Here is a 14,082-nt window from a genome sequence, read left to right on the forward strand (position 1 = left end):
ATACGTCATTTCAAAATACCTTCGTGTTTTAATAACCACTCTTTCCTCCATAAACCACCAGCATATCCAACAAGCTTTCCACTCTTTCCTATTACACGGTGACATGGAACAATTATTGAAATTGGATTCCGACTATTTGCCCCTCCTATTGCCCGTACAGCTTTTATATTTCCAACTTTCTCTGCAATATCTAAATATGAAGCACTTACGCCGTATGGAATAGTATAAAGTGCATCCCATACATTTTTTTGAAATGCTGTTCCCTCCGCAGACAGCGGGACCGTAAACTCTTTTCTTTTCCCTTTAAAATATTCATCTAACTCATTTATACATTGTTCTATCATTTCATTTTTATTTTCTTCTTGTCGTTCATCAACAAATATAACAGACGTAATTCCTTCTTGATTCGCTGTAATTTCAAGCAAACCTACTTCGCTTTCATAATAAGCCTGGTACATATGCCATCCTCCAATTCAGTTCATATTAGTCATTGTAACACGAATATACAAAATTTTTCGTATAAGCGTTTTATTAGAGAAACAAAAAAGAGAATGGTAAAATATAAGAAAATTCAATCAAGGAGGCTATTTGATGAATTCCAAGCTTTTTTCACCTTATACAATTAAGAACGTTACACTAAAAAATCGTATCGTTATGTCGCCTATGTGTATGTATTCATCGGGGAATGAGGATGGCAGCGTTACGAATTTTCATCTCATTCATTATGGAACTCGCGCTGCTGGCCAAGTAGGTTTAGTTATGGTTGAAGCAACTGCGGTGTTAGCTGAAGGACGAATTTCTAACAAAGACTTAGGTATTTGGGATGACAACCTAATTGAAGGCTTACATAAAACGACTACTTTTATACATGATAACGGCGCAAAAGCTGCCATTCAACTCGCTCACGCCGGAAGAAAAGCTGAATTAGATACGAATGCTTTCGCTCCTTCTGCAATTCCTTTTAATGATAAGATGAAGATACCAGTAGAAATGAATATACAGCAAATCAAAGAGACTATATTAGCTTTTCAGAGGGCCGCGTTACGTTCAAAACAAGCCGGATTTGATGTTATCGAATTACATGGCGCTCACGGTTACCTTATCAATGAATTCCTATCACCACTTACTAATAAACGAACGGATAAATACGGCGGCTCACCTGAAAACCGCTATCGTTTCTTACGCGAAATTATCGACTCTGTAAATGAAGTTTGGGACGGACCAATATTCGTTCGTATTTCAGCAAATGATTATCACCCTGACGGGCTAACGGTTCAAGATTATGTTCAGTATACAAAGTGGATGAAAGAACAGGGAATAGATTTAATAGATTGTAGTTCTGGCGCAGTTGTACCAGCACATATTGATGTGTATCCCGGTTATCAAGTACAATACGCCAAACATATTAAAGAGCATACTAAGATTGCAACTGGTGCAGTTGGATTGATTACGACTGGGTCACAAGCAGAGCAAATTTTAAATAATAACGAAGCTGATTTAATTTTCATCGGACGTGAGTTACTTCGCAATCCGTACTTCCCGAGAATAGCGGCCAATGAACTTGGCTTTGAATTGCAAGAACCATATCAATACAAGCGAGCGCCAGGGAAAATTCATACGAATAAATAAAACCGAGAAGTCATTCTTCTCGGTTTTATTTATTCTATCGTTGTAATTTCATTTGAATTATAAGTATGGATACCCGATTCTTCTCGCAGCGCGGTTATATACATCCCTTTCGCCACATCTTTAGCTGAAATTGGTTTATACTTTTTGAAAGCCCCTTTAAAGATAAAAGGAATAATACGAGATAACTTTTCAGCCATTTGTTCGCCGAAACGAAATTCTTGTCGATTTCCTACTAATAATGATGGTCTAAAAATGTGAATACCACCGATCACTAACTTTTGCAATTCTTCTTCCATTTTCCCTTTTACTTGTGAATAAAAGAAAAATGATTTAGGATTCGCTCCCATAGAAGACACGACAAGGAAATTTTGTACCCCTTGTTTTTCAGCTAAACAAGCAGCTCGTAACGTATATTCATAATCTACTTTTTTAAAATTTGCTTTTGTTTTTGCTTTTTTTATTGTTGTTCCTAAGCAACTAAAAACATCATCCACAGCAAAGAACTCTTTATATTCCTCTAATACCGAAAAATCAACTTGTTTCTGCTGTAACTTCTCATGTTGCAATTGCATTGGCTCTCTTACAAAAATAGTAACCGAATCGTAGTAATCTGATTCAAGTAATAGACGCGTTATCTCTTGTCCAACTAAACCACTTGCACCAAGTATTAACGCTGTTCGCTTATTCATATATGCATATACCTCTTATTTTACTTTTCTCTCCTTCAGTAAAATACAACCTTTAGGAGTTTCCTGCTCTTATTTTACCACAAGTAAAACACTATGCGTACGCATAGTGCTTTACTCACTCTTTTTTCTCATCTCTCTCTTGTAATTTCGTTATTGTTGTAGCGTCCCCTAAATTACTTATTAATCTTCTTAAAAAAATTAATACGAAAGATAATGGCAATACTACCGCTAATATTAATAAAATAGCTTCCATTAAGTAACCCAAGCGCTCATCCCCCTCTTTACCTCCTTTTCAATATATGAAAACAGCGTTGTCACATATGCATGCATTTGCAAAAATAATACACCTATATTTGACAACTTTATAACAAAAACAAATCGGAATGATTATTATTTATTGCAACTTTATTAAAGATGTATTATACTAAGTTCGCAAACTAAAACGTAATTATTCCGTTTTGTATTAAAATGATATTTTTCTTCTATAATTGGGGAAAATATATCCGTAAAAAAGAAAAGAGGAGAACTTCATGCCTAAAAGATTGACTATATTTTCATTCTTACTTATTTTTACCTTAATTTTCGCTGGCTGCTCAAATAAAAAAGAAAGTAATGCCAAGAAAGATGGAAAGCTAACAGTTTATACAACGATTTTCCCACTTGCTGATTTCGCAAAGAAAATTGGTGGCGACTATGTAAATGTTGAAGCAATTTACCCACCTGGTGCAGATTCACATACATTTGAACCAAGTCAAAAACAAACAGTACAAGTTGCAAAAGCCGATTTATTTGTTTATAACGGCGCTGAATTAGAACCATTTGCTGAAAAAATGGAAAAAACATTACAAAAAGAAAATGTTAAAATTGTAAATGCATCTAAAGGTATTGAGCTTCGTGCTTCTACTGAAGAAGAGCATCATGATCATGGAGATGGCCATAAAGAAGATGAACATCATCACGATAAAGACCCACATGTTTGGTTAGATCCTACTCTAGCAATGAAACAAGCAGAAAAAATTAAAAATGCACTTGTAGAATTACAACCTGAACATAAAAAAGAATTCGAAAAAAACTTTGCAGCACTTCAAACTAAATTTACTGATTTAGACGATGGATTTAAGGCAGCTGTAGCGAACGCAAAAACGAAAGAAATTTTAGTTTCTCATGCTGCCTATGGTTACTGGGAACAACGATACGGCCTAAAACAAATTCCTATCGCTGGAATTTCAGCTTCTGATGAACCATCTCAAAAGCAGCTTGCTGACATTACAAAAACAGTAAAAGAACATAATCTAAAATATATTTTATTCGAAACGTTCTCTACTCCAAAAGTAGCATCCGTAATTCAAAAAGAAACTGGTACAAAAGTTTTACGCTTAAATCACTTAGCTACTATTTCTGAAGATGATGCAAAAAATAATAAAGATTACTTCACTTTAATGGAAGAAAACGTAAATACATTGAAAGAAGCAACAAACTAATCCATTATATTTTCTAGGCAGCTGAATCTGTTATTCAGCTGCCTTTTTATGTATTTATCCTTGACTTGACCAAAATAACAAGTAAAATTATCCATATTAGCTTGAAAGCTATATTAATTTAGAAGGTGAGTTGGAATTATGAATCTTCACATTTGTGAAGTAACAGCAAAAAATTGGCGTTCAGTAGTTGCTTTAGACGTCGCAAAAGACCAGCAACAATTTATTGAAAGTAACGCGTTTTCTTTAGCAGAATCATTATATGAAGGAAACGGAACGTCAGTAGGTTTATATGATGGCGAAACACTTGTAGGATACGCAATGTATGGATGGTATTCAGTAAAACATAAAAGTGTATGGCTCGATCGCTTTATGATTGACCAACAATATCAAGGAAAAGGATACGCAAAACGTTTCCTTCGCTTACTCATTCAATTCTTACAAGAAAAATTTGAATGTAAAATAATTTACTTAAGTTTACATCCAGACAACAAACTTGCAATGGGACTGTATGAATCATTTGGTTTCCGCTTAAATGGGGATATTGATGATGAAGGTCCAGTTGTAGGTGTTGTAATGGAGTTACTAATAGACGAAAATACAAGCCTGTGAAAACAGGCTTTTTATTATACAGTTATCAATTTTTAGTTTCTTTCCCTTATTTAATTCTGTTTTACAATCTAATAGAGTGTTCATAAAAAATAAGCCTACAATTTACGCAGACTTATTTCACACACTCCTCGAAATGTTCTTGGAACCACTCTTTATTAATATCTCTTCCGATAAAAACTACTTCACTTACTCGCTCTTCTCCCTCTTGCCACTCTCTATCGTACGAAGCAGCAAATAACGTATGTACACCTTGGAAAACGATACGTTTATCTACTCCATCTATCGATAAAATTCCTTTGTAACGATATAAATATTCCCCTAGCTCTTGCACGACAGCTGACATCCACTCATTAAGCTTTTGTAAATCCAGCGGACGTTCTTCACGTAATACAAATGATTTCACACCTTCTAAGTGGTTATGTTCTTTATGAGGGTAAATTTGCAACGTATCTTTCGTTTTAAACGTTTGGATTTGTAATAAAGATGGTATATCTACCTCACAGTTAGTCGCCTCAATTAACTTTGCAGTCGGGTTAATTCCTTGAATTTTATGCAAGAGATTTTCTTTCTCATTCTCTTCAATTAAATCTAATTTATTTACTAAAACAACATCAGCAAACGCAATTTGCTCTTTTGCTTCTAATCCTTTTTCAAAATGTTTATGTATATGATAACTATCTACCACCGTTACAACACCGTTAATTTGGTAAGCAGATTGGATGACTGGATCTAAAAAGAATGTTTGAATAATCGGGCCTGGATTTGCAAGGCCAGTCGTTTCAATTACTAAACCATCAAAATCCATTTTCCCTTCTGCTTTTACGTCCAATAACTGTTTTAAAGCAACGAGTAAATCTTCACGTACAGTACAGCATAAACAGCCATTTGTCATTTCCATAATTTCTTCTTCCACATTCATAATCAACTGATTATCAATGCCAATTTGCCCTATTTCATTTACAATCACCGCTAATTTCTTACCGTGATTTTCTGATAAAATACGATTTAATAATGTCGTTTTCCCCGATCCAAGAAAACCAGTTAATATTGTTACTGGAATCATTTCGTACATCTCCTTCTACCTATATGTTTCTACATTATAGCATATAGAGAAAATCATTTTTTTAGCAAAACATATTTATTGTATGTACACCCCCCAAACTATATAATAATACGTAGTAAGAAAGCCTTTTCAAAATAATAATTATTCATCAAGGGGGTACTTATAATGGAACGAGTTCAAATGAATGAAACGCTAGAATTCTCTCGTATTATTCAAGGATTTTGGCGTTTAGCAGAATGGAATATGACGAAACAAGAATTACTTTCTTTCATTGAAGATTGTATGGATATGGGAATTACTACTTTTGATCACGCTGACATTTACGGCGGATATACGTGTGAAGGATTGTTTGGAGAAGCTTTACAATTAAAGCCTTCCTTACGAGAAAACATGCAAATTATTACAAAGTGTGGAATCGCTCCCCCATCACCGAAATTTCCAGAGCGATATGTTGCTCACTACAATACTAGTGCAGAGCATATTATGCAAAGTGTAGAAGCATCACTTAACAATTTACATACAGATTATATTGACGTATTACTTATTCATCGTCCCGATCCTTTTATGGATCCAAATGAAGTGGCAAAAGCCTTTTCACAATTAAAACAAGAAGGAAAAGTTCGTCACTTCGGTGTATCTAACTTCTTACCTTCACAATTTAATATGTTAAGTTCGTACTTAGATTTTCCACTTATTACGAACCAAATTGAAGTTTCTGCATTGCAGCTTGAGCATTTTGAAAAAGGGACAATTGATTTATGCCAAGAAAAACGAATCAATCCAATGATTTGGTCACCTCTTGCTGGTGGGGAAATTTTTACTGGTCAATCCGAACGTGCCGTACGTGTACGCGAAACTATGCAAAAAGTTGCTACTGAGCTAGGTGTTTCTAGTATCGATACGGTTATGTATGCTTGGTTACTTGCTCATCCAGCTAATATGATGCCAATCGTTGGCTCTGGTAAATTAGATCGCGTAAAAACGGCCGCTCTTGCTACAAACGTTAACTTAGATCGTCAACAATGGTTTACAATTTTCGAAAGCTCTAATGGACATCCTGTACCATAATACACAAAAAGAAGAGCTGTTTCTTTACAGCTCTTCTTTTTTATATGTATTTCTCGTCATTGCAAATACACACATATCCCTTAATCCATTTCCATCTACCGCAACACTCGCACTTTCTAACGTACCTTCTAACTTAAAACCTAATTTCTCAGGTATCGCTCTACTCTTCTTATTTAAAGAATCACAACGAATTTCTACACGGTTTGCTTTCAATTCAGAAAAAGCGTAATCCGTTATACCTTTCGCAGCCTCTACCATATAGCCTTTTCCGCTAAACCTTGTATCAATCCAATATCCGATTTCAAATTGAGGTATATCCCAATTAATACGATGTAATCCGGCTGAAGCAATAAATTCACCTGTTTCTTTCGAAAATACTAGTAATCTTAAATCCTCACGTTGCAAAAATTGAATATGTGATTTTCTAATACTTTCTTCTATTTCTTGCTCTGTTTGCTCTTTTTGTGCAAACACCATCCAAGGTTTCAGTTCTTGTATTGAAGCCTGAATTGCATCATATACAACTTTACCATCTCCTGGTTTCGGCATTCGAATAAAAAGCCTGTCAGTATAAAATTCAGAAGGAAAATCGAATAATAACGGATTCACTGTAAACACTCCCCATAATTCTTTTATATATAATAATATCCATCTCAAGTTATATGGTAAAGAATTTTCTGAATTAAAAACCTTTTACTCATTCACTTCCGCCGCTACACGAATTCCAGATTCAATCGCACCTTGAATCCATCCGTGATATAGCGTTGTATGATCTCCAGCGAAGAATATTCTCCCCTCTGGTTTGACAATCGCTGGTTGCAGCTCAGATTCTTGACCTGCTTGAAAAAGTGCAAATCCTCCAAGCGCATACGGATCCAATGTCCAGCTTTTTGATATTCCAGATATAAACTCATCATACACTTGACCACCTAATATTGTTGCTAAGTTGTGTAATGCGTAATAAATACGATCACCTTTTGATAAACCATCCCATAACAACGCGTCATAAGACCATGTATAGCTACCTAACATCATAGCCGGTCCTTTCTCCCCAATTCCATAGCTTGGATAATAGGCATAACGAATTGGCAAATCTGTTATAATTCTGCCGCCTAATTGTCCTTGTTCTTCCCAAAATCGGCTTTTAAATTGAATTCCTATTTTCGTCGCAGGCATATAATGTAATTCACGAATTGCTTTCCATTTTTCATGAGATATAGAATCAAACGGATCTACTTCTACAAAACGCATTGTCGAAAACGGAATGGTAACAATAACTAAATCTCCTGTAATACTACTATATTCAAAAGTTTCCTCGTTCCGATAGAAAGCTGTCACACCATTATCGTGTTGATGTAGCTTCATTAATTTTTGATTATATATAATATTCTCTTCTAATTGCGGTAAAAATGACTTTGGCAATCTATCGTTCCCGCCCACAATTTCACAAAATCCGCTCTCCTCTTGCATAATGTATAGAAAGCGTAAAGTCTCTACAAACGATCGTTCCAAAAAACCTTCTAAATCTAATAGAACACCGATCATCTCAATTGTTACTGGCGAAAAGTAAGTATTATACTGATAAGGATGATACTTTAAAAATTGCCCAGTAGAGCATCTTCCAAAATCCTTTACTACAACGTCCCAATTTTTCTCTGGATTTCTTTTAATAAAATTTATTATCGGCTGTACTGCTAGTAACAATAGTTCTTCAGACGTTTTTCCCACTTCGTTCATTTCCACAGGATACCTTAAAATACTCGGATCCTTTTCATATTGTTTCAACGTCGTTTTCCGTCCATTTACATAGATAATATCCGTCTCATTCCTATTAATAAAAGGACTCACCTGTAGCCCAAACTTTCTTATATATGCCATCGTTAATGTATGTGTATACGGAATTCTCATTGCTCCAACATCTAAATATAATCCGGTATCTTCCATTCTAACTGTCTCTATACGGCCACCTACCCGGTTGTTTGCTTCAAAAATTTTCACATCATGTCCTGCAGCCTTTAATAAAGATGCTGAAACTAATCCAGCCATACCAGCTCCCACAATAATAATTTGTTTTGGGCTTATCGTCTTCTTCAATCCTTTATCTATAATTTTTAACGCTTCATCCATTTCAGTGTTATACATTATATCTTTCTGCACAATTCCACCCCTTACTTCATCAAATGGACGTTAGTGGTTTAGTGCATTTTATTCATACATCCCCATAAACATAACACCATTGCAATTTGAATATTCACTAAAAGTACATAAGAGACAGATTTCATATTTCTTTATGCTTCGTATAATATAGCAACCGCAACGAAGGAGTGACTAAAAAATGAAACATACTTATGATTACCACGCTACAAAAAAGCATTTAGAATTAAAGAAACAAAACTTATGTAAAAAACTTAGCAATATGACACTATCTGAAAAAGAACGTGAACAGCTAAAATGTGAAATTGACAACTATGAATATATTTTAAATCTGGTTGAAATGAATCATTATGAACGCGGATTTTCTCATTAAAAGCGGAAATAGGATTATCCGCTTTTCATTTTGAGCATTTCACTACGCATTTTTCATAAGTAAATATATAATAGGATGTACATTAAGATTGAGAGGTATATTCTATGATCAAGTTAAGTGTATTAGACCAATCACCTATTTCAGATGGTAGCACAGCAGCCCAAGCTTTTTCACATACAGTTACGCTTGCACAAGAAATTGAAAAACTCGGCTTTACACGTTTTTGGGTATCCGAACATCATAATTCCGTAAGCTTAGCTGGTTCAAGTCCAGAAATACTTATTTCTCATATTGCCGCAAAAACAGACCGTATTAGAGTCGGTTCAGGTGGTGTTATGTTACCGCATTATAGCCCATATAAAGTTGCTGAGAATTTCCGTGTTCTAGAAGCACTGTATCCGAACCGCATCGATCTCGGTGTTGGTAGAGCTCCTGGTGGTATGCCAATAGCAACTCGCGCACTTCAAGAAGGGAAAATGGTCTCACTTGATCAATATCCAGAACAAATTGCAGACGTTGCAATGTACTTACATGATCAAATACCAGAAAACCATCACTATGCAAACTTAAAAGCCACTCCAGTTATCCCAACATCTCCTGAAATGTGGATGCTCGGTTCTAGCGGAGAGAGCGCTAAAATTGCTGCAAACAACGGAGCTTCTTTCGCATTTGCGCAATTTATTAATGGCTTTGGAGGCCCTGAAGTTATGAGGGCTTACCAAGAACAATATCAGCCTTCATTTTTAGGAGATAAGCCTAATTCAATCGTTGCCATTTTTGTTATATGCGGAGAAACAAATGAAGAAGCGGAAAAAATTGCTTCTAGTTTAGATTTATCAATCTTATTATTAGAGCAAGGAAAACGAACTACTGGTACACCTTCTATTGAAACTGCTCAAAATTATTCATACAGCGCTTATGATTTATTCCGTATAAAAGAAAATCGTCAACGTATGATTGTTGGTGATCCGTCTTCTGTAAAAGAAAAAATAATAAACTTAAGCAAAGCATACAATACTGACGAATTTATGATTGTCACGATTACTCATCAATTTGAACATAAATTAAAGTCTTATCGCTTATTAGCAAATGCTTTTAATTTATAATTCTAAAAAGAGATGCATCACATATGATGCATCTCTTTTTCTTACTACTTATTGTTTTCATTTCCTATATATTCAATAGCTTCTTTTAATAGCTCTTCAAAGTTAATAGGATAATCATGATCTAAGTCAGGGACAACTTTATACTTATGTTCTATATTCTTCTCTCTTAATAGTTGTACAAATTGCTGCGTGGATTCGAAACAATCTTCATCTTGATCCCCGCATACTATATATCCTTTTATATGTTTATCCTGCAGCACTCTTAGCAACTCATCCCATTCTTCAATCTCGGGAAGCCATGGTGCCATAAAAACAAAACCATCAACCTCTATATCTTTTTGCAAAATCGTATATAAAGCTACTCTTGCCCCTGCAGAAAAACCACCAATGATTACATTTTCTACTGTATGGTTTTCTATAAACTTATTGTAATGCCCTTTTAATTCTTCTTTCCCTCTCTCTATATCATCCCAAACAAATCCATCTGAAAACTGAATTTGTGAAGACTGTGGTAAAGCTAACGTGTAATCTTGTGTCAAAACTGATTTCCAATATGGCTCTACTATTTGAATATTTTCTTGGTCACCGTGCAATGTAAGTAGTAGATTTCCTTCTTTCTTGCTGTATATATATTTCACATCTGGTCTTTCCTTTTTATGTGCTAATTCTTCTCTTTCATTACATAATTGCACCATTGTATGAAATTCTTCAAATTTATGTAGTGATTTTAAATCTTCGTCGGAAATTAAATACTCATTTCCATACCAGAATCCCTTTTCTATAATGGCCTCTCTCATTAAATGTAATGCTTCTTTTTCAAGTCCCGATGCACTTGCGAGTGCATACTTAAAATTATATATTTGCGCCTCATTCCCTATTACACCTGTAGCGTTTTCCATTATATAATTGTACGCTTCAAAACTTCCTTTATTTGCATAACAACGTAACGTTTCATTTAATAATTGAATGTAAGTCATGCTATTTTTCATGTACCAATTCCCCCGAAACCTTTTATAATATTTTTTGCGAATCTTTATACCACTTTGTATAACCCACGCTAACAATACCTTATTCTCAAAATGATGCTTAATAGTTACTCTTCCCTGTCCAATACATTTAGTATAAATAATAATAGACTGAAAAATCAATATTTTAAAAAACAAAAAAAGACAACAATATATGTATTGTTGTTTTCATTACATCTACCCGCTCTTTTGTTTTTTTCTATCTGGTTTACTTGAAACTAAATAATGTTTTTCTGAAATATATAAGTCTCTTTTTAAGCTACGGTTTAAGTAAGGTCCTAGCTTCATTCCGCATATGAGGCGATCTTCGCTACCTTCAACAATTGGGAACATTTCTTTTTCTGTTACGTATTGGTCTACTGCTTTTTGTACGACATCAATTTCTTTCACTAGGCTTAAATTTTCTGCTGTATGTTCAAATACCTCAAGCGTTTCCTTCGTTATGAGAAAATCATTTGTTGGAAATGCAGGTAAATACGGTTTTAACAAATCATAATTTACTGTATAATCTTCATTTACTAATACTGTATAAACGATATTAGCATTCGTTTCTAAAAACTGAGCCATCGCTTGTTCTAATTCATCTTTCGTAATTTCCCGCTCTTCTTTTCCAGTTCTGAAAAAGCGAAACATCGCATCGCCTCCTTTTTACTATATTATAGCATAAAAGAAAACTGAAAAATCATAAAAAAACCCATTGAAATAATTTTTCAATGGGTTTCTATTATATTTATCGTTATTTTAAGAATGCACTTAGCATCCATACATGCTGTTCTAATGTTGTATGAATTGCTAACAGCATGTCAGCTGATGTTTCATCACCAGCTTCACCTGCAACTTCCATACCTTCTTTTAATTCTTGAATAAGTGCAGAATAATCATTCACTAATGTTTGCACCATTTCTTCTGCAGATTCTTTGCTTGTCCCTTCGCTGACACTAGATGTTGCGAGATATTCTTTCATTGTCGCTAATGGTTTACCTTCTAAAGCTAAAATACGTTCTGCTAACTCATCAATATACGTTCCAGCCTCATTATAAAACTCTTCAAATTTCTCATGTAATGTAAAGAAGTGTGGCCCTGTCACATACCAGTGATAATTATGTAGTTTAACATATAACACATTCCAGTTTGCTACCTGCTTGTTTAATACTTCAACAACATTTGTTTTCGTACTCATACAATCACTCCTCTTATCATTTTGTAATGTTTATCTTTTAATAACCCAATTACATTTTACCATACATTCCCTTTCCTTTCGAACAATTGGCTTATATGTAACAAAGTTTTAACACCTTTAATGCTTCCCTAATATCATTAAATTCATGTATTTTTTCAAACACTTCATACGTCTAATTGTCCAAGCTCATACATATGCATAATAGTACATCAAGCTCATCATAGTAGAAAGAGGGATAACATGGACAATCAACAATGGCAAGTAGCAAAGAAAGTAGCCGCTACTTATATCGGAACTGTCGTTGGAGCTGGATTTGCTACTGGACGAGAAATTGTTGAATTTTTCACAGTGAATGGATTATACGGGACCATTGGCATATGTGTAAGTGGATTTTTTTTTATTTGGCTTGGCACAAAGATGATGTTACTTTCATCACAAATCGGGGCATTTTCAGCGCAAGAATTTAACAAATATTTATTTGGGGATGTATTTGGGAATGTTGTAAACACATTATTATTACTCGTTTTATTCGGCGTAACGAGCGTTATGTTATCAGGGGCTGGTGCAGTATTTGAAGAGCAACTTCGCTTACCAAGACAACTCGGTATTCTTATTACAGTTATCGCTTGTCTTATTATAAGTAGCCGCGGATTACAAGGTGTTTTTGAAGTAAATACACTTGTCGTACCTATTATGATGATTTTTATTATCGGACTTGCTATTACAACCTTTTTTCACGGTACACCTTCCATTAATAACACTATTCCTGCAGAGAACTGGAATATGAAATGGATTACTAGCCCTATTACATATGTCGCCTTAAATCTTTCTCTCGCCCAAAGTGTTCTCGTCCCATTAGCCAGTGAAGTAAAGGACCGAAAAGCTATTTTTTGGGGTGGGATTTTAGGTGGTGCTGGACTTTCTTTAATTTTATTATGCAGCCATTTAGCAATCTTATCAGTCGATCAATTTTACCAATATAACATCCCAATGGCTGAAGTCATAAGAAGATTTAATGCAACTTTTCACTTCTTTTTCGTTCTCATTATTTTCGGTGAAGTTTTCACAACTTTAGTTGGTAATGTGTTCGGAATGACAAAACAGATGCAATCTATTACTGGGTGGAAAAATAACAATATTATTTTCTTCATTTTACTAATTAGTTATTGCTTTAGCTACATCGGTTACAGTGACTTACTTCACATTCTATATCCTATCATCGGATGGGTAAGTATTGTTATACTGCCAATCATTGCGTTTAAACAACTTCAAAAAACATAAAAAAGCATCCATGTTATTGGATGCTTTTTTACGCTCATTCACAATCATCACATACTTCCCAGTACGGTCCCATTTCTAATGCTAAATATGGCTTTAACTGCAACCGAATCATTCGACTAGGCATGCGCTCTAAAACAAATTGAATACCTTCTTCATCTTCGTCTAATTCAACTTTTGAAATCGCAATTCTTTGCATAGTCGTAATGGGAATTCCATCTTTATATAAAGTGATTTTCACCTCATCGTATTCATTAAAATATAATTCGACACTCATTTGATTTTTCAGTATTTCATCAACAATTTTAAATGTATTATTTTGTTCTTGGATTATATATTTCCATCCGCCTCTATCTTCTTTCGGAGCTGTTTGAAATAATGTCTCCAAATCCTCGTATAGCATAAGATAACCCCTCTCTTACTAAAA

Annotated in this window: 17 protein-coding genes; 7 read left to right on the top strand and 10 right to left on the bottom strand. The window is 34.6% G+C overall.

The window, feature by feature from the left end; genetic code table 11:
- Positions 1–5 precede the first annotated feature (5 nt).
- A complete protein-coding gene (locus DN401_RS24115) occupies positions 6–458 on the bottom strand; it encodes a methylated-DNA--[protein]-cysteine S-methyltransferase (protein WP_000283912.1) in 453 nt (150 codons plus the stop codon).
- 133 nt (positions 459–591) lie between these two features.
- On the opposite strand from DN401_RS24115, the gene namA reads away from it, so the two are divergent.
- Complete coding sequence (gene namA / locus DN401_RS24120; RefSeq protein ID WP_001086176.1) at positions 592–1,629, top strand: NADPH dehydrogenase NamA; 1,038 nt, start codon at positions 592–594, stop codon at positions 1,627–1,629.
- A gap of 29 nt (positions 1,630–1,658) precedes the next feature.
- On the opposite strand, the gene DN401_RS24125 is transcribed toward namA, so the two are convergent.
- Both DN401_RS24125 and DN401_RS29950 read right to left on the bottom strand, forming a co-directional pair.
- Positions 1,659–2,318 (bottom strand): oxidoreductase, encoded by a 660-nt coding sequence (locus DN401_RS24125; protein ID WP_001042735.1) that lies wholly within the window; start codon positions 2,316–2,318, stop codon positions 1,659–1,661.
- A gap of 115 nt (positions 2,319–2,433) precedes the next feature.
- Complete coding sequence (locus DN401_RS29950) at positions 2,434–2,583, bottom strand: hypothetical protein (RefSeq protein WP_000540932.1); 150 nt, start codon at positions 2,581–2,583, stop codon at positions 2,434–2,436.
- Positions 2,584–2,848: 265 nt separating this feature from the next.
- Here DN401_RS29950 and DN401_RS24130 point away from each other — a divergent pair, with 265 nt between their 5' ends.
- A complete protein-coding gene (locus tag DN401_RS24130) occupies positions 2,849–3,799 on the top strand; it encodes a metal ABC transporter substrate-binding protein (RefSeq protein WP_001126148.1) in 951 nt (316 codons plus the stop codon).
- 138 nt (positions 3,800–3,937) lie between these two features.
- Positions 3,938–4,408 carry a GNAT family N-acetyltransferase gene (locus DN401_RS24135; RefSeq protein WP_001048677.1) on the top strand — a complete coding sequence of 157 codons (471 nt, stop codon included), beginning with the start codon at positions 3,938–3,940 and terminating at the stop codon, positions 4,406–4,408.
- Positions 4,409–4,520: 112 nt separating this feature from the next.
- Here DN401_RS24135 and DN401_RS24140 read toward each other — a convergent pair whose 3' ends face one another.
- Entirely contained in the window at positions 4,521–5,471 is a 951-nt protein-coding gene (locus DN401_RS24140; protein WP_000613424.1) for a CobW family GTP-binding protein, read from the bottom strand.
- Between the two features lie 165 nt (positions 5,472–5,636).
- Here DN401_RS24140 and DN401_RS24145 point away from each other — a divergent pair, with 165 nt between their 5' ends.
- Positions 5,637–6,539: an aldo/keto reductase gene (locus DN401_RS24145; protein ID WP_000442824.1), complete on the top strand. Its 903-nt coding sequence runs from the start codon at positions 5,637–5,639 to the stop codon at positions 6,537–6,539.
- Positions 6,540–6,563: 24 nt separating this feature from the next.
- Here DN401_RS24145 and DN401_RS24150 read toward each other — a convergent pair whose 3' ends face one another.
- Positions 6,564–7,148, bottom strand: a complete 585-nt coding sequence (locus tag DN401_RS24150) for a GNAT family N-acetyltransferase (RefSeq protein WP_001068745.1) — start codon at positions 7,146–7,148, stop codon at positions 6,564–6,566.
- 84 nt (positions 7,149–7,232) lie between these two features.
- Positions 7,233–8,696 carry a flavin monoamine oxidase family protein gene (locus DN401_RS24155; RefSeq protein WP_149287989.1) on the bottom strand — a complete coding sequence of 488 codons (1,464 nt, stop codon included), beginning with the start codon at positions 8,694–8,696 and terminating at the stop codon, positions 7,233–7,235.
- A gap of 178 nt (positions 8,697–8,874) precedes the next feature.
- Here DN401_RS24155 and DN401_RS24160 point away from each other — a divergent pair, with 178 nt between their 5' ends.
- Positions 8,875–9,066, top strand: a complete 192-nt coding sequence (locus DN401_RS24160; RefSeq protein WP_000683364.1) for a DUF3896 family protein — start codon at positions 8,875–8,877, stop codon at positions 9,064–9,066.
- A gap of 104 nt (positions 9,067–9,170) precedes the next feature.
- Entirely contained in the window at positions 9,171–10,172 is a 1,002-nt protein-coding gene (locus DN401_RS24165; protein ID WP_149287990.1) for an LLM class flavin-dependent oxidoreductase, read from the top strand.
- 44 nt (positions 10,173–10,216) lie between these two features.
- Here DN401_RS24165 and DN401_RS24170 read toward each other — a convergent pair whose 3' ends face one another.
- The 3 genes from DN401_RS24170 to DN401_RS24180 all read right to left on the bottom strand — a co-directional run bounded on the left by DN401_RS24170 (position 10,217) and on the right by DN401_RS24180 (position 12,377).
- Positions 10,217–11,161: an alpha/beta hydrolase gene (locus DN401_RS24170; RefSeq protein ID WP_000798324.1), complete on the bottom strand. Its 945-nt coding sequence runs from the start codon at positions 11,159–11,161 to the stop codon at positions 10,217–10,219.
- 213 nt (positions 11,162–11,374) lie between these two features.
- Entirely contained in the window at positions 11,375–11,830 is a 456-nt protein-coding gene (locus DN401_RS24175; protein WP_000488210.1) for a DUF3939 domain-containing protein, read from the bottom strand.
- A gap of 103 nt (positions 11,831–11,933) precedes the next feature.
- Positions 11,934–12,377, bottom strand: coding sequence for a Dps family protein (locus tag DN401_RS24180; protein WP_000105199.1), 444 nt, complete (start codon positions 12,375–12,377; stop codon positions 11,934–11,936).
- 240 nt (positions 12,378–12,617) lie between these two features.
- On the opposite strand from DN401_RS24180, the gene DN401_RS24185 reads away from it, so the two are divergent.
- Positions 12,618–13,658 (top strand): YkvI family membrane protein, encoded by a 1,041-nt coding sequence (locus DN401_RS24185; protein ID WP_000370204.1) that lies wholly within the window; start codon positions 12,618–12,620, stop codon positions 13,656–13,658.
- A gap of 34 nt (positions 13,659–13,692) precedes the next feature.
- Here the strand turns inward: DN401_RS24185 and DN401_RS24190 are convergent, their stop codons facing one another.
- Positions 13,693–14,058 (bottom strand): DUF3979 family protein, encoded by a 366-nt coding sequence (locus DN401_RS24190; RefSeq protein WP_000965068.1) that lies wholly within the window; start codon positions 14,056–14,058, stop codon positions 13,693–13,695.
- Positions 14,059–14,082 lie beyond the last annotated feature (24 nt).

Source organism: Bacillus sp. BF2-3 (assembly GCF_008368795.1).
GTDB lineage: Bacteria > Bacillota > Bacilli > Bacillales > Bacillaceae_G > Bacillus_A > Bacillus_A cereus.

Excerpts from the sequence above, each read along its gene's own strand:
- DN401_RS24115 (WP_000283912.1), bottom strand. The coding sequence starts at position 458 with ATGTACCAGGCTTATTATGAAAGCGAAGTAGGTTTGCTTGAAATTACA.
- namA (WP_001086176.1), top strand. The coding sequence starts at position 592 with ATGAATTCCAAGCTTTTTTCACCTTATACAATTAAGAACGTTACACTA.
- DN401_RS24125 (WP_001042735.1), bottom strand. The coding sequence starts at position 2,318 with ATGAATAAGCGAACAGCGTTAATACTTGGTGCAAGTGGTTTAGTTGGA.
- DN401_RS24130 (WP_001126148.1), top strand. The coding sequence starts at position 2,849 with ATGCCTAAAAGATTGACTATATTTTCATTCTTACTTATTTTTACCTTA.
- DN401_RS24135 (WP_001048677.1), top strand. The coding sequence starts at position 3,938 with ATGAATCTTCACATTTGTGAAGTAACAGCAAAAAATTGGCGTTCAGTA.
- DN401_RS24140 (WP_000613424.1), bottom strand. The coding sequence starts at position 5,471 with ATGATTCCAGTAACAATATTAACTGGTTTTCTTGGATCGGGGAAAACG.
- DN401_RS24145 (WP_000442824.1), top strand. The coding sequence starts at position 5,637 with ATGGAACGAGTTCAAATGAATGAAACGCTAGAATTCTCTCGTATTATT.
- DN401_RS24160 (WP_000683364.1), top strand. The coding sequence starts at position 8,875 with ATGAAACATACTTATGATTACCACGCTACAAAAAAGCATTTAGAATTA.
- DN401_RS24165 (WP_149287990.1), top strand. The coding sequence starts at position 9,171 with ATGATCAAGTTAAGTGTATTAGACCAATCACCTATTTCAGATGGTAGC.
- DN401_RS24170 (WP_000798324.1), bottom strand. The coding sequence starts at position 11,161 with ATGAAAAATAGCATGACTTACATTCAATTATTAAATGAAACGTTACGT.
- DN401_RS24175 (WP_000488210.1), bottom strand. The coding sequence starts at position 11,830 with ATGTTTCGCTTTTTCAGAACTGGAAAAGAAGAGCGGGAAATTACGAAA.
- DN401_RS24180 (WP_000105199.1), bottom strand. The coding sequence starts at position 12,377 with ATGAGTACGAAAACAAATGTTGTTGAAGTATTAAACAAGCAGGTAGCA.
- DN401_RS24185 (WP_000370204.1), top strand. The coding sequence starts at position 12,618 with ATGGACAATCAACAATGGCAAGTAGCAAAGAAAGTAGCCGCTACTTAT.
- DN401_RS24190 (WP_000965068.1), bottom strand. The coding sequence starts at position 14,058 with ATGCTATACGAGGATTTGGAGACATTATTTCAAACAGCTCCGAAAGAA.